This window comes from Acinetobacter ursingii DSM 16037 = CIP 107286, assembly GCF_000368825.1.
GTDB classification, from domain to species: domain Bacteria; phylum Pseudomonadota; class Gammaproteobacteria; order Pseudomonadales; family Moraxellaceae; genus Acinetobacter; species Acinetobacter ursingii.
On record NZ_KB849717.1, the window covers coordinates 103,951 to 129,730 of the forward strand.

26 protein-coding genes are annotated in these 25,780 nt (G+C 38.3%); 11 read left to right on the forward strand and 15 right to left on the reverse strand.

The annotated features are described in order from the left end of the window. Positions 1-104 precede the first annotated feature (104 nt). Positions 105-1,067, forward strand: a complete 963-nt coding sequence (locus tag F944_RS08035) for an alpha/beta hydrolase (RefSeq protein WP_004989169.1) — start codon at positions 105-107, stop codon at positions 1,065-1,067. A 3-nt stretch (positions 1,068-1,070) separates the two neighbouring features. Here F944_RS08035 and F944_RS08040 read toward each other — a convergent pair whose 3' ends face one another. Beyond that, positions 1,071-2,255, reverse strand: a complete 1,185-nt coding sequence (locus F944_RS08040) for a helix-turn-helix domain-containing protein (RefSeq protein ID WP_004989172.1) — start codon at positions 2,253-2,255, stop codon at positions 1,071-1,073. A gap of 153 nt (positions 2,256-2,408) precedes the next feature. Between F944_RS08040 and exaC the strand changes: the two genes are divergently transcribed. Beyond that, complete coding sequence (gene exaC / locus F944_RS08045) at positions 2,409-3,920, forward strand: acetaldehyde dehydrogenase ExaC (protein ID WP_004989176.1); 1,512 nt, start codon at positions 2,409-2,411, stop codon at positions 3,918-3,920. A 278-nt stretch (positions 3,921-4,198) separates the two neighbouring features. After that, positions 4,199-4,915 carry a glutamine amidotransferase gene (locus F944_RS08050; protein ID WP_004989178.1) on the forward strand — a complete coding sequence of 239 codons (717 nt, stop codon included), beginning with the start codon at positions 4,199-4,201 and terminating at the stop codon, positions 4,913-4,915. A 24-nt stretch (positions 4,916-4,939) separates the two neighbouring features. Here F944_RS08050 and F944_RS08055 read toward each other — a convergent pair whose 3' ends face one another. After that, positions 4,940-5,347, reverse strand: coding sequence for a GFA family protein (locus F944_RS08055; RefSeq protein ID WP_004989180.1), 408 nt, complete (start codon positions 5,345-5,347; stop codon positions 4,940-4,942). A gap of 121 nt (positions 5,348-5,468) precedes the next feature. Next, positions 5,469-6,050, reverse strand: coding sequence for a YceI family protein (locus tag F944_RS08060; protein WP_004989182.1), 582 nt, complete (start codon positions 6,048-6,050; stop codon positions 5,469-5,471). Between the two features lie 302 nt (positions 6,051-6,352). Between F944_RS08060 and F944_RS08065 the strand changes: the two genes are divergently transcribed. Beyond that, a complete protein-coding gene (locus F944_RS08065) occupies positions 6,353-6,763 on the forward strand; it encodes an OsmC family protein (RefSeq protein ID WP_010588699.1) in 411 nt (136 codons plus the stop codon). A 154-nt stretch (positions 6,764-6,917) separates the two neighbouring features. Here F944_RS08065 and F944_RS08070 read toward each other — a convergent pair whose 3' ends face one another. Both F944_RS08070 and tkt read right to left on the reverse strand, forming a co-directional pair. Further along, positions 6,918-7,202, reverse strand: a complete 285-nt coding sequence (locus F944_RS08070) for a hypothetical protein (RefSeq protein WP_004989184.1) — start codon at positions 7,200-7,202, stop codon at positions 6,918-6,920. Between the two features lie 123 nt (positions 7,203-7,325). Further along, a complete protein-coding gene (gene tkt / locus F944_RS08075) occupies positions 7,326-9,314 on the reverse strand; it encodes a transketolase (RefSeq protein ID WP_004989186.1) in 1,989 nt (662 codons plus the stop codon). Positions 9,315-10,127: 813 nt separating this feature from the next. Here tkt and metK point away from each other — a divergent pair. Continuing rightward, on the forward strand, positions 10,128-11,294 hold the full coding sequence (gene metK, locus F944_RS08080) for a methionine adenosyltransferase (RefSeq protein WP_004989187.1): 1,167 nt from the start codon (positions 10,128-10,130) through the stop codon (positions 11,292-11,294). A 110-nt stretch (positions 11,295-11,404) separates the two neighbouring features. Here metK and F944_RS08085 read toward each other — a convergent pair whose 3' ends face one another. Further along, positions 11,405-11,653, reverse strand: a complete 249-nt coding sequence (locus F944_RS08085; RefSeq protein WP_004989188.1) for a hypothetical protein — start codon at positions 11,651-11,653, stop codon at positions 11,405-11,407. Between the two features lie 237 nt (positions 11,654-11,890). On the opposite strand from F944_RS08085, the gene F944_RS08090 reads away from it, so the two are divergent. After that, positions 11,891-12,085, forward strand: a complete 195-nt coding sequence (locus tag F944_RS08090; protein WP_004989190.1) for a hypothetical protein — start codon at positions 11,891-11,893, stop codon at positions 12,083-12,085. Between the two features lie 130 nt (positions 12,086-12,215). Next, entirely contained in the window at positions 12,216-13,607 is a 1,392-nt protein-coding gene (locus F944_RS08095; RefSeq protein ID WP_004989193.1) for an LLM class flavin-dependent oxidoreductase, read from the forward strand. A 77-nt stretch (positions 13,608-13,684) separates the two neighbouring features. On the opposite strand, the gene F944_RS08100 is transcribed toward F944_RS08095, so the two are convergent. Next, complete coding sequence (locus F944_RS08100; protein WP_004989196.1) at positions 13,685-14,251, reverse strand: FxsA family protein; 567 nt, start codon at positions 14,249-14,251, stop codon at positions 13,685-13,687. A gap of 124 nt (positions 14,252-14,375) precedes the next feature. On the opposite strand from F944_RS08100, the gene ruvC reads away from it, so the two are divergent. After that, positions 14,376-14,921, forward strand: a complete 546-nt coding sequence (gene ruvC, locus F944_RS08105; RefSeq protein ID WP_026039905.1) for a crossover junction endodeoxyribonuclease RuvC — start codon at positions 14,376-14,378, stop codon at positions 14,919-14,921. A 6-nt stretch (positions 14,922-14,927) separates the two neighbouring features. Here ruvC and F944_RS08110 read toward each other — a convergent pair whose 3' ends face one another. Then, positions 14,928-16,415 carry a bifunctional ADP-dependent NAD(P)H-hydrate dehydratase/NAD(P)H-hydrate epimerase gene (locus F944_RS08110; RefSeq protein WP_004989199.1) on the reverse strand — a complete coding sequence of 496 codons (1,488 nt, stop codon included), beginning with the start codon at positions 16,413-16,415 and terminating at the stop codon, positions 14,928-14,930. A gap of 28 nt (positions 16,416-16,443) precedes the next feature. Here F944_RS08110 and queG point away from each other — a divergent pair, with 28 nt between their 5' ends. Both queG and bioB read left to right on the forward strand, forming a co-directional pair. Continuing rightward, positions 16,444-17,547, forward strand: coding sequence for a tRNA epoxyqueuosine(34) reductase QueG (queG, locus tag F944_RS08115; RefSeq protein ID WP_004989202.1), 1,104 nt, complete (start codon positions 16,444-16,446; stop codon positions 17,545-17,547). Positions 17,548-17,630: 83 nt separating this feature from the next. Further along, entirely contained in the window at positions 17,631-18,620 is a 990-nt protein-coding gene (bioB, locus tag F944_RS08120; protein ID WP_004989203.1) for a biotin synthase BioB, read from the forward strand. A gap of 46 nt (positions 18,621-18,666) precedes the next feature. Here bioB and F944_RS08125 read toward each other — a convergent pair whose 3' ends face one another. The 6 genes from F944_RS08125 to F944_RS08150 all read right to left on the reverse strand — a co-directional run bounded on the left by F944_RS08125 (position 18,667) and on the right by F944_RS08150 (position 24,856). After that, on the reverse strand, positions 18,667-18,876 hold the full coding sequence (locus F944_RS08125; protein ID WP_004989206.1) for a hypothetical protein: 210 nt from the start codon (positions 18,874-18,876) through the stop codon (positions 18,667-18,669). A 534-nt stretch (positions 18,877-19,410) separates the two neighbouring features. Then, complete coding sequence (locus F944_RS08130) at positions 19,411-21,528, reverse strand: DEAD/DEAH box helicase (protein WP_004989207.1); 2,118 nt, start codon at positions 21,526-21,528, stop codon at positions 19,411-19,413. 65 nt (positions 21,529-21,593) lie between these two features. Continuing rightward, positions 21,594-22,769, reverse strand: coding sequence for a site-specific integrase (locus F944_RS08135; protein ID WP_004989208.1), 1,176 nt, complete (start codon positions 22,767-22,769; stop codon positions 21,594-21,596). Between the two features lie 688 nt (positions 22,770-23,457). Continuing rightward, positions 23,458-23,799 carry a hypothetical protein gene (locus tag F944_RS08140; RefSeq protein ID WP_004989210.1) on the reverse strand — a complete coding sequence of 114 codons (342 nt, stop codon included), beginning with the start codon at positions 23,797-23,799 and terminating at the stop codon, positions 23,458-23,460. A 4-nt stretch (positions 23,800-23,803) separates the two neighbouring features. Next, positions 23,804-24,328 carry a hypothetical protein gene (locus F944_RS08145; protein ID WP_004989212.1) on the reverse strand — a complete coding sequence of 175 codons (525 nt, stop codon included), beginning with the start codon at positions 24,326-24,328 and terminating at the stop codon, positions 23,804-23,806. An 87-nt stretch (positions 24,329-24,415) separates the two neighbouring features. After that, positions 24,416-24,856, reverse strand: coding sequence for a TM2 domain-containing protein (locus tag F944_RS08150; RefSeq protein ID WP_004989216.1), 441 nt, complete (start codon positions 24,854-24,856; stop codon positions 24,416-24,418). A 100-nt stretch (positions 24,857-24,956) separates the two neighbouring features. On the opposite strand from F944_RS08150, the gene F944_RS08155 reads away from it, so the two are divergent. After that, positions 24,957-25,226 carry a helix-turn-helix domain-containing protein gene (locus tag F944_RS08155; protein WP_004989220.1) on the forward strand — a complete coding sequence of 90 codons (270 nt, stop codon included), beginning with the start codon at positions 24,957-24,959 and terminating at the stop codon, positions 25,224-25,226. 161 nt (positions 25,227-25,387) lie between these two features. Here F944_RS08155 and F944_RS16970 read toward each other — a convergent pair whose 3' ends face one another. Further along, a complete protein-coding gene (locus F944_RS16970; RefSeq protein ID WP_004989226.1) occupies positions 25,388-25,543 on the reverse strand; it encodes a hypothetical protein in 156 nt (51 codons plus the stop codon). Between the last annotated feature and the right edge of the window lie 237 nt (positions 25,544-25,780).

Sequence of the window (25,780 nt, forward strand, 5' to 3'; positions counted from 1 at the left end):
TCAATTGAGGGAGTATTTCTCCAAGATATTCCCTCTTTTTTTCTTTACTTCAATTGACAAAACCAACATTTCATACAAGGATGAAAACATGATTTAAAACACAAATGAATAAAAATATGAATCAATACACTCCAGATATTCTAGGTGAAGGCTACCAACAACTGACTTTAAACTTTCCTGATGATTACGAAGGTAAAGTCATTGCGACATTAGTCAGAAAAAAAGCAGCAATACCCACTTCCAAAGCCGTTTTATACATTCATGGCTTCATCGATTATTTTTTTCAGACCGAAATGGCTGAACAATTTAATCAACATGGTTATGATTTTTATGCGCTGGATTTGAGAAAATATGGTCGCTCTCATCTTCCTCACCAGATTTTATATAACGTACTCGATCTGAATGAATACAATGCCGAGATTACTGAAGCCCTTAATATTATTGGCGAGGAAAATCATCGCCAGATATTATTAGCAGGACATTCTACGGGTGGACTCACTGCGACACTATATGCTGCACATCATCCTGATCATCCTCTGATCAAGGCACTCTGGGCCAATAGCCCATTTTATGACTTTAATATGAATTCGCTAAAAAAAGCGCTAGGCGTACCTTTATTAAGTCAAATTGGTCGTTACCTACCTCAAGCAAAATTTCCGAGCGGTTTAAATAAATGGTATGTGCCTAGTTTGCATCGAGATTACTACGGTGAATGGTCATTTGATTTAAACTGGAAACTGCCTAATATGAAGAAAGTCCAGTTAAGTTTTATTCGTGCTATTCATGTTGCACAAAAAGAAATTCACCATGGCGTTAAACTTACAATTCCTGCACTGGTCATGCATTCGAATCAAACCAAAAATCCAAGAAGATGGAGTAAAAAAGCGACACAAAGCGATGTAATTTTGGGCGTAAAAGATATCGAAAAGTATGCTAGAAAAATTAAGGGTGACGTAACCACCCAAACCATTCATCATGGTCTGCATGATTTAGTACTATCTGCTGAGCCAGTTCGCAGTCAGGTTTATCAGCAATTATTTGATTGGTTAGAAATCAAAATGCCTTAAAATCTATTGTTCTGCCTGCTGATATTTAATTAATGATTGGTGGGCAGGATGATCAGTCGGCAATAGTTCGATTAATCGCTCGACCGCATCAATCGCTTCAGGGAAACGCGCCACGTGTTTCAGTAACATATCAGTTTCTTTGGCTTTGAAAATCGCATCACTTAAACGTGATTCCAGACAATCTCGCCACGCGCATAGGAATGGACTCTCGGTTTTTGCCAGAAAAACCCCCGTATACAACTGTAATGCCGACGATACATAACCTGAATCCAATGCATTTTCAGCCTGTAAAAAATCAGCTTCAACATGTGCCAATAAGCGATAAGGACGTGAACCAAGCATTCCCCCAAGCACATCGCGTAACTGCGACATTTCAGCTTTTAGCGTTCCCATACTGACTTTACGTTCACCATATAGCGCCTGATGTAGCGTTTCCAGATTTAGACCTTGCGGACATAGCGCCAAAATACTCAAAATCTCAATCTGGCGTGGTGTTAGTACCAGATTTTTTCCATTAAATAGCACTTGTGGAATAGAAAATGCCCGTATATACAATTGTTGGCGCTGTTGTTCCTGTAAAGCTGTTTGAATGATTGAGGCACAACGTTCAGCAGCTAAAATGCCTAAAGAATTATGATTCGTCCATGTGGTGGATAAGTCGATCACTCCCAGTAATTGCCTCGAATGTGGATCAATAATCGGGGCAGCATAACAGACCCAATCTTGTACCGACTGCATATAATGTTCATTGGAAAATACACAACTAGATTGACGAGTTTTGATGGATAAGGCTAATGCATTGGTTCCCACCATTTCCTCGCCCCATTGGCCACCTTCTACAAAATGCACTCGTTCAGCCGCGCTACGCATCTGTTGACTCGCAGCTGTCCAGATAATGGTACTACCGACATCCCCTACTGCAATCACCATGGATGATTGTTCAGCCACATGTTTCAGATCATTGCCACAATATTGCAAGGCAATATCCAGTGCAGACGGCTGTTTTTGGGCTAAGGACAATAACGGCGCAGCAGATCGCTCTTTAGGAATTGCAGCAGATACCGAGCGTTGCCAAGAGCTGGCAATACTTTCATTGACTTGACTTGTTTGTCCTGTCTTGAGAATGCTTTGTTGACGAAGTGTCTCAACCGTGTGGCGCTGTTCCCTGAGCTTTTGTTTTGTAACCATTTGTATATTCCCTGAAAATTGTCATGGTCTCCAACCTTTCTCCAACCTTCGTTTTTATATGCTAACTGCATAGTGTACAAAAGTACCTTATACCAAAGCTGTATAAGCTTCAAATTTGATATGTATATCAATGATAAGCAAAGGAATATTTATATGCGTTACATCGATCCTAATCAACCTGGTTCTAAGGTTCAATTTAAATCTCAATATGAAAACTTTATTGGTGGGCAATGGGTTGCCCCTGTAAAAGGAGAATACTTTGAAAATATCTCTCCTGTCGATGGCAAAGTATTTACAAAAATTCCGCGCTCAAGCGTGGAAGATATCGAGTTAGCATTGGATGCAGCCCACAAAGCTAAAGCACAATGGAACAAAGCTTCACCTACGACGCGTTCAAATTTATTGTTAAAAATTGCTGATCGTCTTGAAGCAAATCTAGAAATGTTAGCGGTTGCTGAAACATGGGACAACGGCAAGCCTGTACGTGAAACACTGGCAGCGGATATTCCATTGGCGATTGATCATTTCCGTTATTTTGCAGGCTGTATCCGCGCTCAGGAAGGCGGCATTTCAGAGATTGATGAAGATACCATCGCCTACCATTTTCATGAACCTTTAGGTGTCGTAGGTCAAATCATTCCGTGGAATTTCCCCATTTTAATGGCCGCGTGGAAAATTGCACCTGCTTTAGCTGCTGGCAACTGTATCGTACTAAAACCTGCTGAACAAACGCCTGTTAGTATTTTGGTACTGGTTGAACTGATTCAAGACCTTTTACCAGCGGGTGTACTCAATATTGTCAATGGTTATGGTGTAGAAGTTGGTCGTCCATTGGCGACCAATCCACGTATTGCAAAGATTGCCTTTACGGGTTCAACCAAAGTCGGGCAACAAATTATGCAATATGCGACTGAGAATATCATTCCAGTCACACTTGAGCTTGGTGGCAAATCACCGAATATTTTCTTTGAAGATATTTTAGATAAAGATGATGACTTCCTTGAAAAAACCCTAGAAGGTTTTGCCATGTTTGCTCTGAATCAGGGTGAGGTTTGTACTTGTCCTTCTCGTGCATTGGTTCAGGAAAGCATTGCAGATCGTTTCCTTGAAATGGCAGTTGAACGTGTTAAAAAAATCAAAACAGGTCATCCTTTAGATACAGATACTATGATTGGTGCGCAAGCATCCAAACAACAGTTTGACAAAATTATTGGTTGTATCGATAGCGGTCGAAATGAAGGTGCGCAACTGCTTACAGGTGGTGATGCACGTCATGATGTGGATGGTGGTTTTTATATTGAACCGACTATTTTCAAAGGCAATAATAGTATGAAAATTTTTCAGGAAGAAATTTTCGGACCTGTCTTGTCGGTCACGACATTTAAAGATTTTGACGATGCGATGCGCATTGCCAATGATACGGTTTATGGTTTAGGTGCGGGCGTTTGGTCTCGTTCTGCGCATACCTCTTATCGTGCAGGTCGTGCAATTGAAGCGGGTCGCGTTTGGACCAACTGTTATCACATTTATCCTGCACATGCCGCATTTGGTGGCTATAAACAATCAGGTATTGGTCGTGAAAACCACAAAATGATGCTGGATCATTATCAACAAACTAAAAACTTATTGGTCAGTTATTCAACCAAACCGATGGGCTTTTTCTAAAACCAATTTTTAGACATTAGACTTCTTTCATTATTGTTTAATCCCTCTTTATTTTTCCCATAAGAAGGATAAATAAAAGGGACTTGTGAAAGAAGTCTATTTAAGTATAAAGGTGATTGAGTCACCTCTTTATTTTCAAAAGAACTCGAATTGCCGTTTTATTCTTCATCGAACCTAAATCTAGCCGTATTTTCTTTTAAGCGCTGCTGATTGTACTGTTTTCTTTTTACATGATTTGGCTTAATGTAAAACAATACTCACACGCTGTTTAGATCCTTATGACGCATCATACTTTTTCCAAAACGATTTACGCTATTCAGCACCTTGCTTTTGAAGACTTGGGTTCGCTGGAAGATATTTTTTATCAGTTAGGTTTTCGTATTCGCTATTTCGAGGCAGGTGTCGATGATTTAACTCCAGCGCTAAATTATGAAGGTCTTACCGTGATTTTGGGCGGGCCAATTGGCGTTTATGAGGAAGAAGACTACCCTTTTTTAACGGATGAAATTCGCTTACTTCAACAACGACTTGCCAGTAAAAAACCAACTTTAGGGATTTGCCTGGGTGCACAGCTCATTGCAAGAGCCTTGGATGCCAAAGTATATGCAGGTCACCAAAAAGAAATTGGTTGGGGTGAACTTGAAATTAAACCGATTGAGCATAATATTTTAGAACCGCTTGAAGGTGTCTCAGTTTTACACTGGCATGGGGATACCTTTGATTTACCAGAACATGCTACTCTTCTTGCTAGCTCTCCCCTTTATCCACATCAGGCATTTTCAATCGATCAGCATGTACTGGCTTTACAGTTTCATATCGAAGTGGCTGAAGATATGTTCGAACGTTGGCTGATTGGTCATACATGTGAATTGCGTCAGGGTAAGTTTTCAATTCCTCAGTTACGTGAGGAAAATTCACTGCATGCTCAACACCTTGAACATGCGGCATATCATGTGATTAAACAATTTTTAAAACAAAATCAACTATTAAGCTAAAAGAAGGTCTTTTTGGCCTCCTTTTTAATTTTCCGAAGAAAATAACTCAATCACATCTTGTTCAGTCATCTGTTTGGCTGAAGATAAAAATGGATAATATGCAGGTTTATGATCTGCATAAATTTCCAGATGAATTTTTGCCTGTTCAGGTAACTCAAACAATTGTGCATTTAAGCTGTAGTATTCCCGCTCATTGAGTTTGTAATATAAATTGGTGCCACATTCTTTACAGAAATAACGCGCAGCCCATTCTGATGATGCATATTTTCCAATTAATTTTTCACCCGTCACTTTCAAATGATCTGTCACTTCCAGAGTCAAAGATGGCCCACCTCCCCATTTTCGACACATGGAACAATGACAAACCGTGATTTGCTCTGGATGAATATTTGTCTCAAATTGCACCGATCCACACAAACATTGACCGAACATATTGTTTCCTTTTATTGATGTTTAATTGGTTTTCATTTTTTTAGAATTGATTATTATGCTACACAATAAAAAACCCATCATGTGTTTTTATTCATGATGGGTTTGCTCAAACTGTAAACTTTTATTTCTTGGCAGCTTCTGCTTCAGTCGTAATGTTTACAGTAATTTTATCACCAACATTCGGCACATAGTTTCCGATACCAAATTCAGAACGATTAAATGAAGTGGTTGCATTGAAACCAATTGCAGGGACTTTTGCCATTGGATGTTCGCCTTGTTTATTTAACACAGCATCCAATACGACAGGTTTAGTAATCCCTTTAACAGTTAAGTTACCTGTAATTTTGAAATGTTTTTTATCTTTGGTTTCAACTTTAGTACTTTTAAAAGTGATGTTTGGATATTTAGCTGCATTAAACCAGCCTTCTTCTTGAAACTCTTTATCCAACGCAGTTACGTTTGTATTAACGCTACTGACGGGAATTGTCACTTCTACAGAAGAGTTTGCAGGTTTTGCATTGTCAACTTTAATCACACCTTGAATGTCGCTAAAGTTGGCACTTGGTGTAGAAAAACCAAAGTGGTTCCATGAAAATACAGTCGCAGTGTGAGTCGGATCAATTTTATAATCTACTGGCGCAGCTAAAGTTAATGTACTCGCAACTGCAACCGCCAAGCCAAGTGATAATGTTTTTAAACGCATGATTATTTCCTACTGAGTGGATTGTTATTAGTTTATACATTGCTGATTTTAATACACTGTTATTTATAAGACGAATTGTTGCAAGCATGCAACAATCTTGATTTAGTTAGTTTATCTTAACAAATCATCATATCAATCTGAAATAAAGCTTATATATTTAAATATTACTGAATTAAATACTATATTATTTAGATAAAATTAAACAAATGCTTTTAAGTCTGCTTGTCAACATACAAAATAACAACAAGCTCGATATGATTTATGCTAAAGATACTACTTTATTGATCAACTTAGGTTATTACATGTCATACACTGCGCAAGCTCAAAGCACCAAAACACCTTATCGAGTAACGCTGACCGATCCCTCTGGACATGTCTGGTACGTCGATGAACCTGAAGAAAAAGGTGGACAAAATTCTGCACCTAATCCTATTTTGCTGCTTCTTTCTGCCTTAGGTGCATGCACGACCGTGACTTTGCAAATGTATGCAGACCATAAACAAATACAACTTGAACATGTACAAGTCGATTTGATTTTAAATCCTCAAGGAGAAAGCGTTTCTTCTGACTCTAATCAAATTGAACGTAACATTAAACTGACAGGAAACTTTACTGAAGATCAGCACAAACGTTTATTAAAAGTTGCTGAAAGTTGTCCTGTACATAAATTGTTGACTTCAAATATTTCAATTGAGACTGAAATGACTTTTTGATTTTGCATTGATGCACTTATCTGAATAGACAAGTTTTATCGGTGCTCAGCAATACTGAGATCAAGCTCAACGGTTGCTGAGACAGCTCAGGTTAAAAGACAAAAAATTTCAATAATTCTCTTAACCTAGCTTTTCTTAATCATGCTTTTCTTGATCACGAGTTATCACTTTTCCAATGACTTCCGATTTGAACGAAATCAGGCAGTTTATCACTATGAAAGACATTATTTTCGTTATCAACAGCAAATCTGGATACTTCACTCTCATTTTTCGTATGACTTTTTTGATAAAAACTAAATTCTCCTAACACGCCATCAAGTGCAGTCGAGTTTTTAATATCTGCGGCTAAGGCATGAGAGATAGACTGCGCAGGATGATCTATAAACTCGCAGTCACCTGTAACCGTGTGTCCATTTAAATCCACAAATGAAAATTTCATGCCGATCTCCAATTAAAATCACACTATTCAAAAATATATCATAGAAACATTGAATCAAAAAAAATCCCAGCCAAGCTTTTGATTGACTGGGATTACAAACTTTAAGTTTCGCTAAAGTTTATTTTAGGCCGTTAAAGACTGCACAGCTTCGACTACAGTTTCGGTTGTAATACCAAAGAATTTAAATAGATCTTTAGCTGGCGCAGATTCACCATAAGTGGTCATGCCAATCACTTTGCCATCTAAACCGACAAATTTCCACCAATAATCCACATGTGCTGCTTCTACAGCCACACGAGCACGGATGTTAGAAGGAAGTACAGCTTCACGGTAAGCCGCATCTTGCTTCATAAATTCTTCTGCACATGGCATTGAAACTACACGTACACCCTCAAGTTGAGCATAAGCATTCATTGCCAGTTCAACTTCTGAACCTGTTGCAATAATAATCGCTTTAAGTTCACCTTTTTCCTGAGCCAATACATAGCCACCTTTTGCAGCATTTTGGATTTGCTCATCAGTACGGGTTTGGAATGCCAGATTTTGACGGGACAAGATCAATGCAGATGGTCCATCTTTACGCTCTAAAGCAGATTTCCATGCAATTGCCGTTTCAACGGTATCCGCAGGACGCCATGTATTTAGATTTGGAGTAGAACGCAATGAAGCAATCTGTTCTACAGGTTGATGAGTTGGACCATCTTCACCCAAACCAATCGAGTCATGGGTATAGACATGGATCACACGTTGCTTCATCAGTGCAGACATACGCACTGCATTACGTGCATATTCCATAAACATCAAGAACGTTGCAACATAAGGGATGAATCCACCATGCAAGGCAACACCATTAGCAATCGCAGTCATACCAAATTCACGTACACCATAATGTACATAGTTCCCTGCTGGATTGTCCTGAACACCCACACAACCTTTCCACAACGTCAGGTTTGAACCTGCAAGGTCAGCAGAACCGCCCAATAATTCAGGTAATAACGGCCCAAATGCCTGTAAAGTATTTTGGCTGGCTTTACGAGTTGCAATAGTTTCAGCTTTGGCATTGGTTTGTGCAATAAAGGCATCTGCTTGAGCCGCAAAATCAGCAGGTAAATCGCCAGAAATACGGCGCAAAAGTTCAGCTGCTTCAGTTGGATATTTTTCTTGATACGCTGCAAAAACTTTATCCCAAGCTGATTCAACTTGTTGACCTTTGGCTTTGGCATCCCAATGCTCATAAATGTCAGCTGGAATGACGAAAGCTTCATCTTCCCAACCTAACACTTCACGAGTAAGCTTGATTTCATCTGCACCGAGTGGCGCACCATGACTATCTTCTTTACCTTGTTTATTTGGAGAACCTAAACCAATAATTGTTTTGCAGATAATAATGGTTGGTTTAGACGTTTCAGCTTGCGCTTCAATCGTTGCTTGGCGAATCGCATCTGCATCATGACCATCAACACGTAACACTTGCCAGCCATAAGATTTGAAGCGTTGTTCTGTATCATCACTGAACCAGCCTTCTACTTCACCATCAATCGAAATACCGTTGTCATCATAGTAAGCAATCAACTTACCTAACCCCAAAGTTCCTGCCAGTGAACATGCTTCATGGGAAACACCTTCCATTAAGCAACCATCACCAAGGAAACAATAAGTAAAATGATCAACTACGGTTAAATCAGCTTTGTTAAATTGTGCAGCAAGCGTTTTTTCAGCTAAGGCAAAACCTACAGCATTGGCAATCCCCTGACCTAAAGGACCTGTTGTAGTTTCAATACCTGGTGCATAACCTAATTCTGGATGGCCTGGCGTTTTAGAATGTAATTGACGAAATTGCTTGATATCTTCAATTGAAACATCATAGCCCGTTAAATGTAGCAATGCATATTGCAACATTGAACCATGACCATTTGACAATACAAAACGGTCGCGGTTCGCCCATTGAGGATTGGCTGGATTATGGTTTAAAAACTCGCGCCAAACGACGTCTGCAATGTCTGCCATACCCATTGGCGCACCAGGATGGCCTGAGTTTGCCTGTTGTACAGCATCCATAGCCAATACACGAATTGCGTTTGCAATACGACGTTCGTTTAAAGGGGTCGTCATAGGTCAGCGTCCAAATAAATCGATAGAATATAAAAGATGTGCATGAATCGAGATTCAAAAACAGGCTATATTGTCTTAAAAAAACAGGCACGGGTAAAGCCTATGTCGTGATTTTCCATACTTTTAAATGGTGGTTTTGATTGAATTGTGGTGAATCTTGTAGCGATACACAGGTTTTCATTTTTGTATTTTTTAAACGCATACGAAATAGATTATTTTTAAATCCACCAAATTCAAGTATAAATAAAATAAAATCAATTAGTTAAATTTATTTAAAACCCTATCAAGTTGATTAAAAATCGTTCATTTTCCGTATTAACTTTCAAGAAAATCATGCACCTTTAAAAAAAGAATTTTAATCAACTATTCAAAAAAAGAATGAATCACATTCAACTAAAAGCTTAGATGAGTAATTAGACTTCTTTCATCATTGTATAAGCCCTCTTTATTTTCCTCTCATAGCGAGAAATAAAAGAGACATACGAAAGAAGTCTATTCGTTAAAAAATAGTAAACTCTTCGTCTTCGAAGCTAGAAACAACGAGTAAATTGATAATTTTTTTGAATCAAAACAGAAACTATCTTAAAAATCAGAAACTATCTTAAAAATCAGAAACTAAATTTTAAAGCACTGTCCAGAATCAATCGCAACTGATCATTTTATATAGCCTATATAAGTTTTACTCATACACATATCAGATAAAACAAGGCAAAAATGAAATTAATTCACGCAATTTAGTCAGGTTAAGCTAGTCCTAAAGGGCAAGTCGATGTAACATATTATGTCTTTAAAAATTACTGTGATAGGACTTTCATGCGCGAGTATGCTGTTTTTACTTCGGAATCTGTAAGCGAAGGCCATCCAGATAAAATGGCTGACCAAATTAGTGATGCGATTCTGGATGCGATCTTAAGAGAAGACCCATACGCACGGGTTGCTTGTGAAACATTAGTAAAAACAGGCGCTGTGGTTCTTGCTGGTGAAATCACTACAACAGCCAATGTAGATTTCGAAGCCATTGTACGTCAAACCGTGAATGGCATTGGCTACCATCATTCTGATCTTGGCTTTGACGGTTCAACCTGTGCTGTAATCAATATGATTGGTAAACAGTCTCCTGAAATTGCGCAAGGTGTAGATCGTCAAAAGCCTGAAGATCAGGGTGCTGGTGATCAAGGTTTAATGTTTGGCTATGCCAGCCGTGAAACTGATGTACTTATGCCAGCGCCTATTTCCTATGCGCATCGTTTAATGGAACGTCAGGCTGAATTACGTCGTTCAGGTGTGTTGCCATGGTTACGTCCAGATGCAAAAAGTCAGGTGACTTTTGCTTATGAAAATGGTCGACCTGTACGTCTGGATGCAGTGGTTCTTTCGACTCAACATGATCCTGAAATTTCTCAAACTCAGCTTAAAGAAGCTGTGATTGAAGAAATTGTCAAACCTGTGATTCCAGCAGACATGTTCCATGCAGGTACCAAATTCCATATTAATCCTACAGGTATGTTTGTGATTGGCGGTCCAGTTGGGGATTGTGGACTTACAGGCCGTAAAATTATTGTGGATACTTACGGCGGTATGGCACGTCATGGTGGCGGTGCGTTCTCTGGTAAAGATCCATCAAAAGTTGACCGCTCTGCTGCTTATGCAGGTCGTTACGTGGCAAAGAATATCGTTGCAGCAGGCTTAGCAGATAAGTGTGAAATTCAGGTAAGTTATGCTATTGGTGTTGCGGAACCTACTTCAATTTCAATCAATACCTTTAATACTGCAAAAGTCGATGATGAGCTGATTATTGCTTTAGTACGTGAACATTTTGATCTGCGTCCATTTGGTATTACACGTATGTTGAATTTGTTACAACCGATGTATAAGCAAACTGCTGCTTATGGTCACTTTGGCCGTGAAGGCACGGATCATGCATTTACTTGGGAAAAGACAGATAAAGTTGACGTTCTTAAGGATGCTGCTGGTCTATAAAGCCACGCTCTATATTTTAAACAAGCCCGCATTTGCGGGCTTGTTTTTATGAGAACCGATCGAAATAGTTAATCTAAAAAAATTAGTATAGCCCCCTAAATACTGGACTGTTAATTGGTTTTTTTATCATTAGAATTTAAAACATCCAGTATCGACTTTTGTTCTGGCGTATCAGTTTCATGTGTCTGAATATAAAACTGCACTGATTTAAATACCATTACAACAGCGAAACACCCCATAATACAAAAAATCCACCACCCGTATGGGCTGCGAATGTGTTGTGAACCACAATACGGACATTCTTTATCTGTCGATGCAACGACCTTGTTACAACATGCACAGTTATATTGGTATAGCATAATTAAACCCTCCCGAAGACCTCTAAACTTGTTTTTCTATTGACAGCTAAATCATTTTAGGCCTTATATTTTTATACTATGTGAAACAGAACAGGATTTCAACGAAACTCAAAAATAATAAATTTATTAATTATCAACAATATACATAAAATACCACTTATAAGATTACATAAAAAATAGAATTATCCACAAAAAAATTGTTAAAATTTATTAATAATCCCTCAGAAGTTGATCATTATGACCCAATTGATTAATAAAGGTGGTTTTCGTGAACGGGCTAATCGTAGTCGGAAATATAAAGAATCCGAAAACGAAAAAACCACTCTGGCTTCAAATAAATATCAGCCTAGTGTAAAAGCCGAGTCAAGCCATGTTGAATCCACAATTGACACGCCATCTGAAACGCAGAAAAATCCAGACACAGATGAATAGATCTTTTATATCTTAATACATCATATTTTTTATTAAAAAAATAATCATAAAAGCTTTGAATGAATCGATATAAAGCGTCTGCACATTTTGACTTAAGCTCATCATGAATCATGAAAAATAGAGTTAAGTCATGTCAAAACAAATACGATTTAATGCTTTTGAAATGAATTGTATCGCCTATCAATCACCCGGTTTATGGCGTCACCCACAAGATCGTTCTCGTGAATATAAAGATCTTGAATATTGGATAGATTTGGCAAAAATCCTAGAAAAAGGCATTTTTGATGGTGTCTTTCTGGCGGATGTACTCGGCATTTATGATGTTTATCAGCAAAGTGCAGAACATGCTTTGACAGGTGCGGTGCAAGTTCCTGTCAACGATCCCCTCCAAATCGTACCTGCGATGGCTGCTGTGACAAAACATTTGGGATTTGGCGTGACAACCTCTATTTCATTTGAACATCCCTATCCTTTTGCACGACGGATGAGTACGCTGGATCATTTAAGCAAAGGACGTGTCGGCTGGAATATCGTGACTTCATATCTGGCAAGTGGCTCTAAAAATTTAGGTCTATCCAATCAAGTCAGTCATGATGAACGATATGATATTGCAGATGAATATCTGGAAGTCTTATACAAACTTTGGGAAGGCTCTTGGGAAAATGATGCCGTTGTTGCAGATAAAAAATCGGGAGTCTTTGCAGATTTTAAAAAAGTGCATCCAATAAAGCATAAAGGCAAATATTTTGAGGTTCCTGGTATTCATATATGTGAACCCTCGCCTCAACGTACACCCGTTTTATATCAAGCAGGAGCTTCAGGACGCGGACAGACATTTGCCAGTCAAAATGCAGAATGTATTTTCATAGCTGCGCCATCCAAAGTAGCGACTAAAAGTATTGTTCAAAGTATTCGCCACAAATTGGTTGAAAATGGTCGTGATCCTTATTCAGCAAAAATTTATGCGCTACTTTCGATTGTCACCGATGAAACTGATGAGAAAGCTCAACACAAATTTAGAGAATATCAGTCCTATGCAAGCTACGATGGTGCTTTAACTTTGTTGTCTGGCTGGTCGGGTGTTGATTTTTCTCAGTATCAATCTAAAGATAAAGTTGAATATATCCAGACAGATGCAATTCAATCACTGCTTGATTCCTATGTCAATGCAGATCCAAACCGTATCTGGACCATAGAAGAAATTGCCAATTGGATTGGTGTTGGCGGGAATGGCCCTGTTTTAGTTGGTTCTGCTCAAACTGTAGCTGATGAATTACAGCAATGGGTTGAAGATACCGATGTTGATGGTTTTAATCTGGCCTATATTTTAGCGCATCAAAGTTTTCAGGACGTGGTTGATTTTATCGTACCAGAATTGCAAAAACGCGGAGTTTATCCAATGCAGTACAGTGAAGGTACATTAAGAGAAAAGTTATTTCAAAATAATGCTCATTTACCAGACTGGCATCGTGGAGCAGCTTATCGCAAAACCACACTATCACTTTTCAGGGCAGCAGTTTAGGATCAGTATTTAAGCCACAAAAAAGCCGAATCACATGATTCGGCTTTTGCATATAATCGTTTCACATCAAACTTATTTTAATCTTTGTCTTTGTGTTCGATTTTCTTCACTTCTGGTGTGACTTCACGCGCTTCCCCATCGATTATGCTTGAATCACGATACTGACCGCCTGACTGCTGATTTTGCATATCCTGCATTTGACGCATCATATCAGCAAAAGGATTTTGTCCTGCTTGACCACCAGCACTTCCCATCATGCCGCCCATCATTTTATCCATCATGGCTTGTTGGCGTTTTGCCATAGTTTTCATTAAGGCATTTTGGAAAGCTTTTTGTACAGCAGGAATCAAAATCAAAACAGCTAAAATATCAGAGATAATCCCCGGTAACATCAGCAGAAAACCAGCCATTGCCATGGCAAGTTTTTTGCTCACTGCGGGATCTGTTCCAAGTTGTCCTGTCATTTGCATTTGCTGCAACTGTGGCATAATCCCAGACGTACTGGAACGCAACATGTTTAGCCCGATAAAGAACGCGATAATAAACCAGAAAAAAACATACCAACCGCTCACAAATTGGGCAATACCAATCCATACAGCAATTTCGAGAATCGCGCCAAAAACAACTATCAATAATAAATTCATGTAAAACGTATCTATCTCAAAAATAAATGTTTGCAGCAGTATTAAACACTGATCTCAACTGAATCAAGATTTTTTAATGCTGTTATGTAACAATATGGGCAATCTTTTATTTTTAAAGTCTGTTATGCCATTAATTATAGGAATTGATCCGGGTTCACGCCTTACAGGTTATGGCATCATTGAAAAAGATGGCGCTCAGTTACGTTTTATTGATGCTGGAACCATACGCACGGAAAGTCAGGACATACCTGAACGCTTAAAACGGATTTTTGCTGGTGTTGAAAGGATTGTAAAATTTCATGGACCTACCGAAGCCGCAGTCGAGCAGGTGTTTATGGCACAAAATCCTGATTCTGCTCTTAAATTAGGTCAAGCCCGTGGTGCAGCCATTGCGGCTTTGGTGAATCTGGATTTACAAGTCGCTGAATATACCGCACGACAAATTAAACAATCTGTAGTCGGTTATGGTGCAGCAGATAAAGAGCAAGTCCAGATGATGGTCATGCGGATTTTAAGCTTAACGATCAAACCTCAAGCCGATGCTGCCGATGCGCTGGCCGCTGCCATTTGCCACGCCCATGTATCTGGAAGCATGAGCAAAATGGCAGTTTTAAATGCTCTGGGTGGCATGGCACGTGGACGTAGTCGGTATAACAGTAGAAGGCGCTAAGTTCAATTAAACATTCACAACCTGATAAATTGCCTCTGACATGTGCTGTGCCTGAATTCCTCTTTGACCCTTTTCAGCCAACAAATCACCAGCCTTTCCATGTAATGTCACAATGTCTGAAAGTGCAATATCTGCATGGAACTGCGCTTTTAGACTTGCAATCATGCCTGCCAATACATCACCCATCCCGCCTGTCCCCATCCCTGCATTACCAGTGGAGCAGACAAATAACGTATTATTTTCCAAAATCAAACTGCCTGAGCCTTTCAATACCCAATTGCCTTGATACTTTTCTTGCAGTTGATCAATTGCCGCCACTCGATCTTGTTCAACTTTTTGAACAGTCGTATTCAGTAATCGTGCTGCTTCAGCCGAATGTGGTGTTAAGTAGATATTTTCATGCAAATCAGTATTTCTTTCTTCTGCCAAAAACCAAAGCGCATCTGCATCCAATACAATTTCAAGCTGAGTTTGGCTTTTTAAGATTTCAAACCACCGCTTAAAAATCTGCGCTGACTTATCATCTCGCCCCAAGCCCATTCCAAAACTAACCGCATCAATCTGACGAAGTAATGCTTCAATTTTTTCCTGATCAAGTTGATCAATATCTTGCACCATAATATTTGGAGCACGTGACAATATGGCTGAATGATGGGATGCATCACAAATTACAGTGACTTTGCCGGCACCTGCATGAAAAGCCGCCTCTGCCGCCATGATCACAGCTCCGCCCATATTGGCATGGCCGCCCACCACTAACACATGTCCATAGCTTCCCTTATGACCAAAAGCCTGACGTTTGGGTAAATAAATATGTGAAGATGTAAGATACGCGACTGGCTGTAGTTTCTCATCATTTGGAATCAGAGAAATGATGTCAAGTTGCCCGACATATTCTTTGGCTTGACCTGTCACCAGTCCTACTTTTATTGCCAAAGCCGTAAAAGTAATATCGGCTTTGATTGCGACTGGTAAGGTCTGACCCGTATTAGCATGTAATCCACTCGGCACATCGATGGCAACTTTTAAACCAGATAAGTGATTAAAATGTTGAAGAATATCTTGCCAGTTTTGATCTAGCTTACGATTTAAACCGATTCCAAATAACGCATCAATATGGCAGTCAAATTGATCGGGAACTGCAAAATTTGGCTCAATCTGTATTTTATGAAGCTGCGCGTAAAGAATCGCTTGCTGTAAATCTGAAGAATCACCTGTTGGTGCTGCAAATATTTGAACCTCATAGCCTTTTTGAGACAAATAAACAGCAGTATAGTAACCGTCCCCTGCATTGTTTCCAGAACCGCACCAGACTGCAATTTTTTTAATACTTGGGCTATTTTGTATAATATATAAATCCAATCGTTCAACAATCGTCCATGCCACTTGCTGCATGAGACCTAAAGAAGAATTGTGCTGTGCAAACCAACGCTTTTCCCATGCTTGAATACTTTCACGATTATAAACAGGGCTATGGTAAACTGTGCTTCGCATTGTTCTTCTTCCTCATTATTCTTGGCATATGTCATCTATTTCTTCAGCAGCTTCTATTCCTGTTCTTCAACATGATGCCATTGCGCTTAAACAATGGATCAAACAACAGGCTTTGGCACTGGGTTTTGCTGATTGTGTCATTGCCAAACCAGATGCTCAAGCACAAATGCCGCGTTTTGAGGAGTATTTAAAACGTGGCTACCATGCAGATATGCACTATTTAGAGGAAAATTTGGAAAAACGTGCAGATCCAAAATTGCTCGTTCCAGGAACAAAAAGCATCATTTGTGTGCGCATGAACTATCTGGTGGAAACACCAAAACCGCGCTATGTACCAGATGAACCCAACTCAGCCATTATCGCGCGTTATGCACGAGGACGCGATTATCATAAAATCATGCGGGGACGTTTAAAAACTCTTGCCTCAAAAATTAAGGAAAAAGTTGGGGAATTTGAATCACGTCCTTTTGCAGACTCTGCACCGATCTTCGAAAAGTCACTGGCTGAAAGCGCAGGAATGGGTTGGACAGGTAAACATACCCTGCTTATTCACAAGAAATCAGGTTCTTTTTTTGTGTTAGGTGAATTATTTACCTCACTCGATTTGCCTTTTGATGAACCTGCTACAGCACATTGTGGTTCTTGCAGTGCTTGTATTGATATCTGTCCGACTCAAGCGATTGTTGAACCTTATATGCTGGATGCACGTAAGTGTATCGCTTATCTAACCATTGAATATAAAGGAATTATTCCTGAAGAATTGCGCAGTGGGATTGGCAATCGCATTTTTGGCTGTGATGATTGTCAGCTCATTTGTCCGTGGAACAGTTTTGCAAAAACAGCCTCCATTCCTGATTTTGATCCCCGACATGGACTGGACAATATTTCATTGATAGAAATCTGGAACTGGGATGAAGCTACATTTTTAAATAACACCGAAGGCAGTCCGATTCGTCGCACAGGCTATCAATCTTTTAAACGTAATATTGCCATTGGATTGGGTAATGCACTCTATTCTGAGTTAATTGTTGAGCAACTTATACAAGCCAAATCAAAGCATGATGACATCGTGAATGTGCATATTGACTGGGCAATTGAACAACAATTATTAAAGCAACGCGCAAGTCAGTAAAAATGATGTTTTTTGCCCTATAGCTTTGGCATGAATTCTGTATGATAAGTTGCTAGTAAATGCAATCATCATGGATTATGACAATGACCTTACGTAATGATTGGACTCGTAATGAAATCCAAGCACTTTATGATCAGCCATTTTTAGATCTGGTTTTTCAGGCGCAACAAGTGCACCGTCAATATTTTTCTGCCAATACGATTCAGGTCAGTACCCTATTATCCATCAAAACAGGCAAATGCCCCGAAGATTGCAAATATTGTTCGCAATCGGCACGCTACGATTCAAAATTAGAAGCAGAAAAAAGAATTGCCGTTGAAAAAGTTATTTCTGAAGCAAAAGCTGCCAAAGAATCAGGTTCGTCACGTTTTTGTATGGGTGCTGCTTGGCGCAATCCCCATGAACGCGATATGCCTTATGTACTGGAAATGGTACGTGAAGTCAAAGCACTTGGCATGGAAACCTGCATGACGCTTGGAATGCTCAACCAATCACAAGCTGAACGCCTATATGATGCAGGTCTAGATTACTATAATCACAATCTGGATACTTCACGCGAATATTATAGCAATATCATTAGCACCCGTACCTTTGATGACCGTTTAAATACTCTGGATCATGTGCGTAATGCGGGCATGAAAGTCTGTAGTGGCGGTATTGTTGGTTTAGGTGAGGATAAGCAAGATCGTATTGGATTATTGTATGAGCTTGCAACTTTACCCATTCACCCTGAATCTGTGCCGATTAATATGTTAGTTCCGATTGAAGGAACACCACTGGCTGATGTTGAAAAGCTGGAAGTGACTGAATGGATTCGTACGATTGCCGTTGCCCGTATTATCATGCCACAAAGTTATATTCGCCTTTCTGCGGGACGTGAGTCATTAAGCGATTCTGATCAGGCACTGGCATTTATGGCTGGCGCAAATTCTTTATTCTCTGGCGATAAATTACTCACCACCCCAAATGCGGGCGAAGGCAGAGATCAACAGCTTTTTGCAAAATTAGGATTAGTTGCTGAAAAACCAAAAGTTTCCGTTCGAGAAATGGCTATCGATGCCATGAGTGCATAACAACAAAGTCTCATATTATTTAAACCCTCTGAAGAAAGAGGGTTTTTTACGATGTCACTAAAATGCCATATTGAGCAGTGAGATACATACCTTCACGAATCAAATCTTCCCCTGCTGCATGTTTTACAGTGAGTTGCTGCGTAAGGACGTCGAAACTCAATGAATCAAAAATATCCTGATGTTGCATCAACCATATAATGGTTTGATCGAGTTGATTGGTAACGATGTGCTGATCACGATTTGAAGTATTCGACATATCTACGCTCAGTTTGCTTTTTTATAAAAATTAACGATTAAAATAATAATGTTACATGGATATTAGACATTAAAAAACCACTTAGGATTAGTACCCCTAAGTGGTTGTTTTATATGGTGGGCCCACCGTGACTCGAACACGGGACCAATGGATTATGAGTTTAGATAAATTTATATTTAATTGTATAAATATCAATAATTTAAATATACCAATAAATAAAAATTCATCAATATCAAGATACCGTAAGAATATTCTTTACAAAGCAAAGAAAAATAACGAATTCTTTATATTTTGATAGAGTTTTGATCAAAAAACAGTAAATGTAAATATATGAGAAATAAAGCCTTATTATTTTACATCTACCGTAAAACCGAAGATTTACCGTAACCAGACCAGAAGACCGTAACTATAAACCGTAGATAACAATATGTTTTTTATAGACCGTAACTGACCATGACTCCTTTTTCTGACTCTTCGTGTATAGAACTGACCGTAGACTGATTTTTCATCACTTGACTACGGTCTAACTTATTTTCATGCTGCCATAGTTTGCGTCAACTCCAATATGCCACCAAGTAACTGACCAGATCGAGCATCTATTCTGTCACCATTTAATTCAATACATTGTGGTTTGTTTGGATCAATATAGGAAAGACCGATATATTCATATCCCTGCCAACCTAACGCCACAAAAGTTACGACCTTTTTTTCATAAGCTTTTTTATCGTTTTTGATCGTAACATGGCAGTATTTATTAATAAAATTTACGGCTTGCTTAGACTTAAGAACGATCTTATTCGTCTGGTCTAACTCAAAATATTTAGTACTTTTGATTCCCAAAGCAAACTTGGTAGCCGCATCTTTATCAAGCTTTCTTAGTCCTAGATTAATCATCTTTTCCAAGGCTTTTACACCATATGACTTAGATGCTTGATCGTTTCTAAATATATGCTCAGCAATGTGATCCATAATTACTTTAATGATGCGGTTATTTTGATACGCTTCACCCACCTTTTTCACTTGGCAATAGTGATCTAATCGTAATATTGCAAGAATATCATGCATATTAGTGACATAGCTTGAGATCTTAGCCATTTCATTATACAAAAAAGATTCGATGCTACACTCATCTTTCAAATAGGGATTGATTTGTGGTGTTTGTAATACTTGCCAACCATGAAAAGTAACGCCATGTACTTGACTCGTATCCTTGAGAAATTGTTTAGCAACTCCTGAAACTTTATTTTCTTTCAGTTCTTGCAACTTTTGCTTAGCTTCAGCGTAAGCTGTCTCCAACTCACCATCAATGGGTGCGTTGCTCACTGTTTGAGAAATAAATGCATTGGGGTTAGCTTGAGCTAATCGATATTCAAAATATCCAATATCAGAATATAGATTCTGAGTATCTATTGAGAATGCTTTAGCTGCGACAACCGCATGATTGATAATAATTTCATCATCAATGCTTCCAAGACCTTCTATTTTTATCAAATCTTTGAGAGCCTTATTTATAGTCTCTACAACCTTATGCCCTTTGAGCGATTGTTTTTGCTTCATAAGCTGTGAAGCAGCTTGAAAATGCTCTAAAATTGCAATATTGGCTGTACATTCTAAATTAACCATATTTACACATTGCTGATGAAATGCCACTACATCACCAATTATAGAACTATCAATTTCTTGATCTAAATGAATGTAAATTGGTGGATTTGCATGACGTGTTCTGCCTATAAATTGAGTAATTTCATCTACATGTGTATTACCACCCAATATATGAATACTATCAATCTCATCATCAGTATTCATGAAGTTTATGGCTTCATCCCAAACAGAAGTTGTCAAAATTACGCTATATTCCATTGACAACTTGCTTGAGTTAACCATATCAACAATAGCCTCATTACCTTGTCTTTCCCTGTTTACAACAAGTGTAGAAATACCCTGTTTATCCAAAAAGAAGCGATATTCTTCTGCTTTCCTTTTATCGTTAATTCGAACAAAGATGATCTTTTCAGAATCCGTAGACTTCATCAAGTTAACTCTGTTAATGATAAAGTTGAGGCAGTTAAGATCATGTTGATGAGCATACTCTTGTAAAAAGATCTGACGTTGAACTGGTTTTACTTGTATAAACTGATAAATATGATCAAGTGAAAGTGGCAATTTATCCAAAAGTTCCATAGTAAGCGTTGCACTCACCAATAACACCTTGCTTACATGTTTCTTTCGTATAAATTCTAATATTTCATTCAATGCCTTGCCTCTATAGCCACCTGCACAATAAAGCTGATGCACTTCATCAACCACCAAAATAGTATCTGATTGGATATACGCTTTTATGTTAGCTAACTGATCATATGTAGCCACAATATTATTTCTCGATAATTCCTCGTCAGACACTTTAAGCTTCCCATAACAAAAAACAGCCCCCTGATCTTTGTAATTCTGCTCAAGCTGTTGAACCTGAGACACTTTTGGACACAACATCACAACGCGCTGCTGTGGCATAAGAGTTTCCATTACAAATGTAGATTTTCCTGTACCTGTAGAAGCTTTAAGCAAAGTTGTGCCAACTTCAATTGACGTCAAAAGATCAGCAATCATCTGGCCGTCATCTAGGTTAAATGTCATAGTATTTGCAAAATTTGGCATAAGAGTTCCTAAGGGTATGATTTTTCATACCCACTAAAATTAAAGTTGGTAATTAGGTTTAGGTGTTAAGCTGAAACTGAAGCTTGATTTACAACTTCTGCAACTTGTTGGTAGGCATCCAACATAACTTCACCATTCAAGTGAGCATAACGTTGGGTAGTTTGTGGGGAGGCATGACCTAGTAAATGCTGTACGACATAAAGACTTAGTCCCTTATTAACAGCCATACTTGCGAAGTTGTGTCTCAAATCATGGATACGCATATTTGTTATTCCTGCTGCTGTCATGATTTTGTCGTAACATTTACGAATATCATTAAATGGCAATCCTGTTTGCGGATTAGCAAAAATGTACTCACTTTGACGTGGTAACATTTTTCTTATCTCCGTCAAACTCTCACTTGCTAAACGTATCAAGCGAGGTTTGCCTGATTTGTTATTTTCAAGCTTCCAGTGACCAGATGACAAATCAACGTCGACCCACTTCATATCCATAACTTCCCGTTTACGCATACCTGTTAGTAGTAAAACCTTTACAATTGCCACAATCACTAGGTTGTCAATTCCGTATTGAGCAGGTGTATTGAGTACTTGCATCAGCCTAGGTAGTTCTTGCTCAGTTAAGAAACGTTCGATTTGATTAACCTCTTTATATTTCTTAACACGCAATACAGGATTCCTTTCAACCAAACCAAGATCAATCGCATAGCTATACATGACGGAAAATAATGCACGAATACGATTAATAGTTGCATGTGATAGATCCGAATCTTTTGCGTGATCAAGAATTTGCATGACATGAGCTGCTTCGACTTGATTTAATGGAATATGTCCAATCACATTACGTAGATGGTTGTTAAAACGCGATAAATCATCACTGTGCGAACGTTTACGCTTCTGCGCATGTGGATAGTATGTGTTCGTGAAAAACTCAGTTACTGTCGGCATCGCTTTTTGCACATCACGTTCATGCTGTGGGTCTTTTCCAATCGTCAGTAAATCATTCTTTGATGCAGCAATCACTCTTGCATCTGCTAAACGTAATTCTGGATAATTCCCCAGTTTCATTGCACGTTTAGTGCCGTTAGACACATAACGAAATAACCAAGTCTTTCTACCCAAACGAGTAACTACAAGTTTGAGTCCTTTGACTAGATGATCCGTTATTTCTAACTCACGTTTAGATTGAGGACAAATGATATTCATCACAAGTGCCTCATCCAATTTTAGTTTTGCATTCATAAATTTCTCCAAAAATTAGGCAAACAAATCCCCCTGACCGTTAAAGGCCATAATTCAAAAAATGAGTCAAAATAGGGAAGAATAGATCAACGAGTATTTCATTGATGACTGTTGTTGGCTTCTGAATTTAAATAGTCTTTAAGCTCAAAATCCAAAGAGGCAAAAAATTTTTCCTAACTGAATAAGTTGAAAATATGGTGCAGGATCGTGAGTTCGATGTAAAGATTAGCTCTTTAGGACCTATTTTTTACATTTTTGATACAAAAATAAATCCAAATATAATTCAATGACTTATAAATTCCCCTTTTTTAAAATTATTTGACAATACGAAAATTTGGTGTTTCATAACACATTGATTAAATACATAAATTTTTTTTGTAAAAAATCCATTTTTTTAGATTGACTGATTATATTTTAATCACCACTATTTAGTGGTTGACAAGCTTTTTATTTTAAGCTAAGGACTACAAGACCCTGCTTCTTCCTATTTGACGTATGCATTAGCCCTTTCCTTACAAGTCCAAATTAGAATTCCCGTAAAATCCAAAAAGTTTTACGGTTCATCTTACGGTTTAAAGCTGGTGTTTAGATTTATAGGATGCTGTTTAACAACTAGAGAGGCATAACTCAGAGGCTTATTCGATTATCTTCTCCACTACTTTGCTGATTGGGGTTCGCTAAGGCATCATTACGGATTATTTATACCCAAACTTGAATAGATTTGATAAGGAATGTAGATCAATACCCCTTCAGTATCGTTAAGGGTGATATACACTTCAAAAGCATGTGGGCATTTCTCAATGTACTCAATTTCACTAGCATTTAGTTTGTCCAGAATTGAGAATGGTAAACCTGCAATAGGTACGCTAAGTTCATGGCTATGCTCTAAAACAACAAACCACCCATGTTGGGTGGCTTGATATTCTTCCTGATAATCTATTTCGATTCGATCAATCGTATTAGATATTGCTAAATGTAAAGCTGGATTCATTACAAATGCTAAATCTTGCTTACTTTTGACAATATTCATTTCGCTATTCCTCCTTTTTCGGTGTTTCTGAGCGTCCTTGTTTCGGCTTATCAGTAATAGTTTTTGTATCGATTGCCTTTTTGTCATCATCGACTAATACTTTGGATAGTGTTACAGATGATGCTTCATTGATCCTTTTTAGCCAAAATTCAGCATCATCACTGACCTCTAATAACCGTTGTGTATTAGGATGAGGATGAACGACTTTCTGATCAACGAGAATTGCAGCTAGAAAACATGGGTTATTTGCTGACTTACCGATGAATAGATCTTTCAATGCGGTTGCATGAAAAGCTTTTCCACTTTTTCGTAATGCATAAACTGTCTGAAGAATATCTTCTATTTTAACTAATTCTGCGCTAAATCCACCTGATGATTCATTTTTGCTAATCGCTATTCCCAAAGATGCATCATCATTATTTTGCCATATTTGATAGTGTAAGTTCCCTTTGGCTCGTTCTGATAGCTTTGGGCAAATTAGCGTATTGACTAGGGTATGATTAATTTTATCGGGTACACGTGGTTGCATATTTATCTCCAAAATTTAGATATGAAAAATCCCGATGTACTTTGCGTACATCGGGACATAGATATTTCGAATCAGTAAGAAGCTAAGTTACCAAAGCCATGAAAATGGTCCCTTAAGCTTTCGAACTTTTTCATTGATTTCTTGCTCAGACAGGAAGCAATACCGAATAAATTCGATAAAGCTTAAGATAAGTGGGATATAGAGTACACAAAGCAAAAGATATACAATTCCCCATCCCCACGACCCGACATAGAATTTATGCGCGCCTAAGCCCCCTCCAACTAAAGTTAAGAGTATCAATGCAACTTTTGATTTTTCCTTATTCTGAACTACCGTGGTAGCTGCTAGAGAAGGATAAACATTAATTGCTTGACTCGAATCATTAAGCTCATAATCAATTTCTAAGCCCTCTTTTATTGGAATAGCGCCCCGCCATTCGTATAGATCAAATGTAATACGCTCACTATTTTTTGTGATGATCACTGCTTTATTTTGGACAGTATCAATTCCAAGGATTTTTCCTTCCATATATACCTGACTTATAAATATTTGAATTAAATGATGATAGAGATACGCACATAATGTACCTATTTTGGGTACAAAGGTCAATGTATCTTAAATAGGTACAATGACAAATAGTATCTATACCAATGAAATGCTTGCTTTGCGAAGTTGGTTGAAACAAGAACGTGAAGCTAAGAATCTTTCTATGCGTGCTCTAGCAGAACGCATGGACAAACCTCATTCGTTTATCCAAAAAGTCGAACAAGGTGAACGTCGTTTAGATGTCGTAGAATATGTATGGTATTGCCATACTTTGGGTATTGATCCCCAGATTGGAGTGGAATTAATTCAGAATGAAATTCCAAATGAAAATAACTTCATACCTTCCACCTAAGTGTTCAGTATTGTTGAGCTTATCAATCATCCACGACAATCTAGATATTTTCATGCTAATTGGTCTGTTACATAAGCTTTCTCCTAATATGAATGCGAGCATAAAAAAACCCGATATACTTTTCGTATATCGGGATCAATTCTGAGGTGAATGAGATTGGATCAGATCAGGATACGACCTATAGCAATTAGCTTCTCAAGAATATCTCGTTCTGAGTTATTACACGTGTAAAGTGCCTTTGCCAAAGTTTGTGCTTTCTCTGTAGGGATGAGTGCAATTGCATCTGCGACACGTTCTAAATGATGCGAGTATTTCATCTGTACTCCTGTTCACGTTTATGAATATTATTGCTGAATACAATATTTACTTAGCAATTCACTCGAATAATATGTAAACCAAAGTTAGATTTATTTCGCTTTGCTAGAAAAATGAAAATGATCAACTGTAGGGGGTGAAATTGATATTATATGAATTATTATATAAGAAAACTCCCCCTAATTTTTGGTCACTAACCCTTGTCTAGCAAGGATTTTACACATTTTTGTATTCTAGAT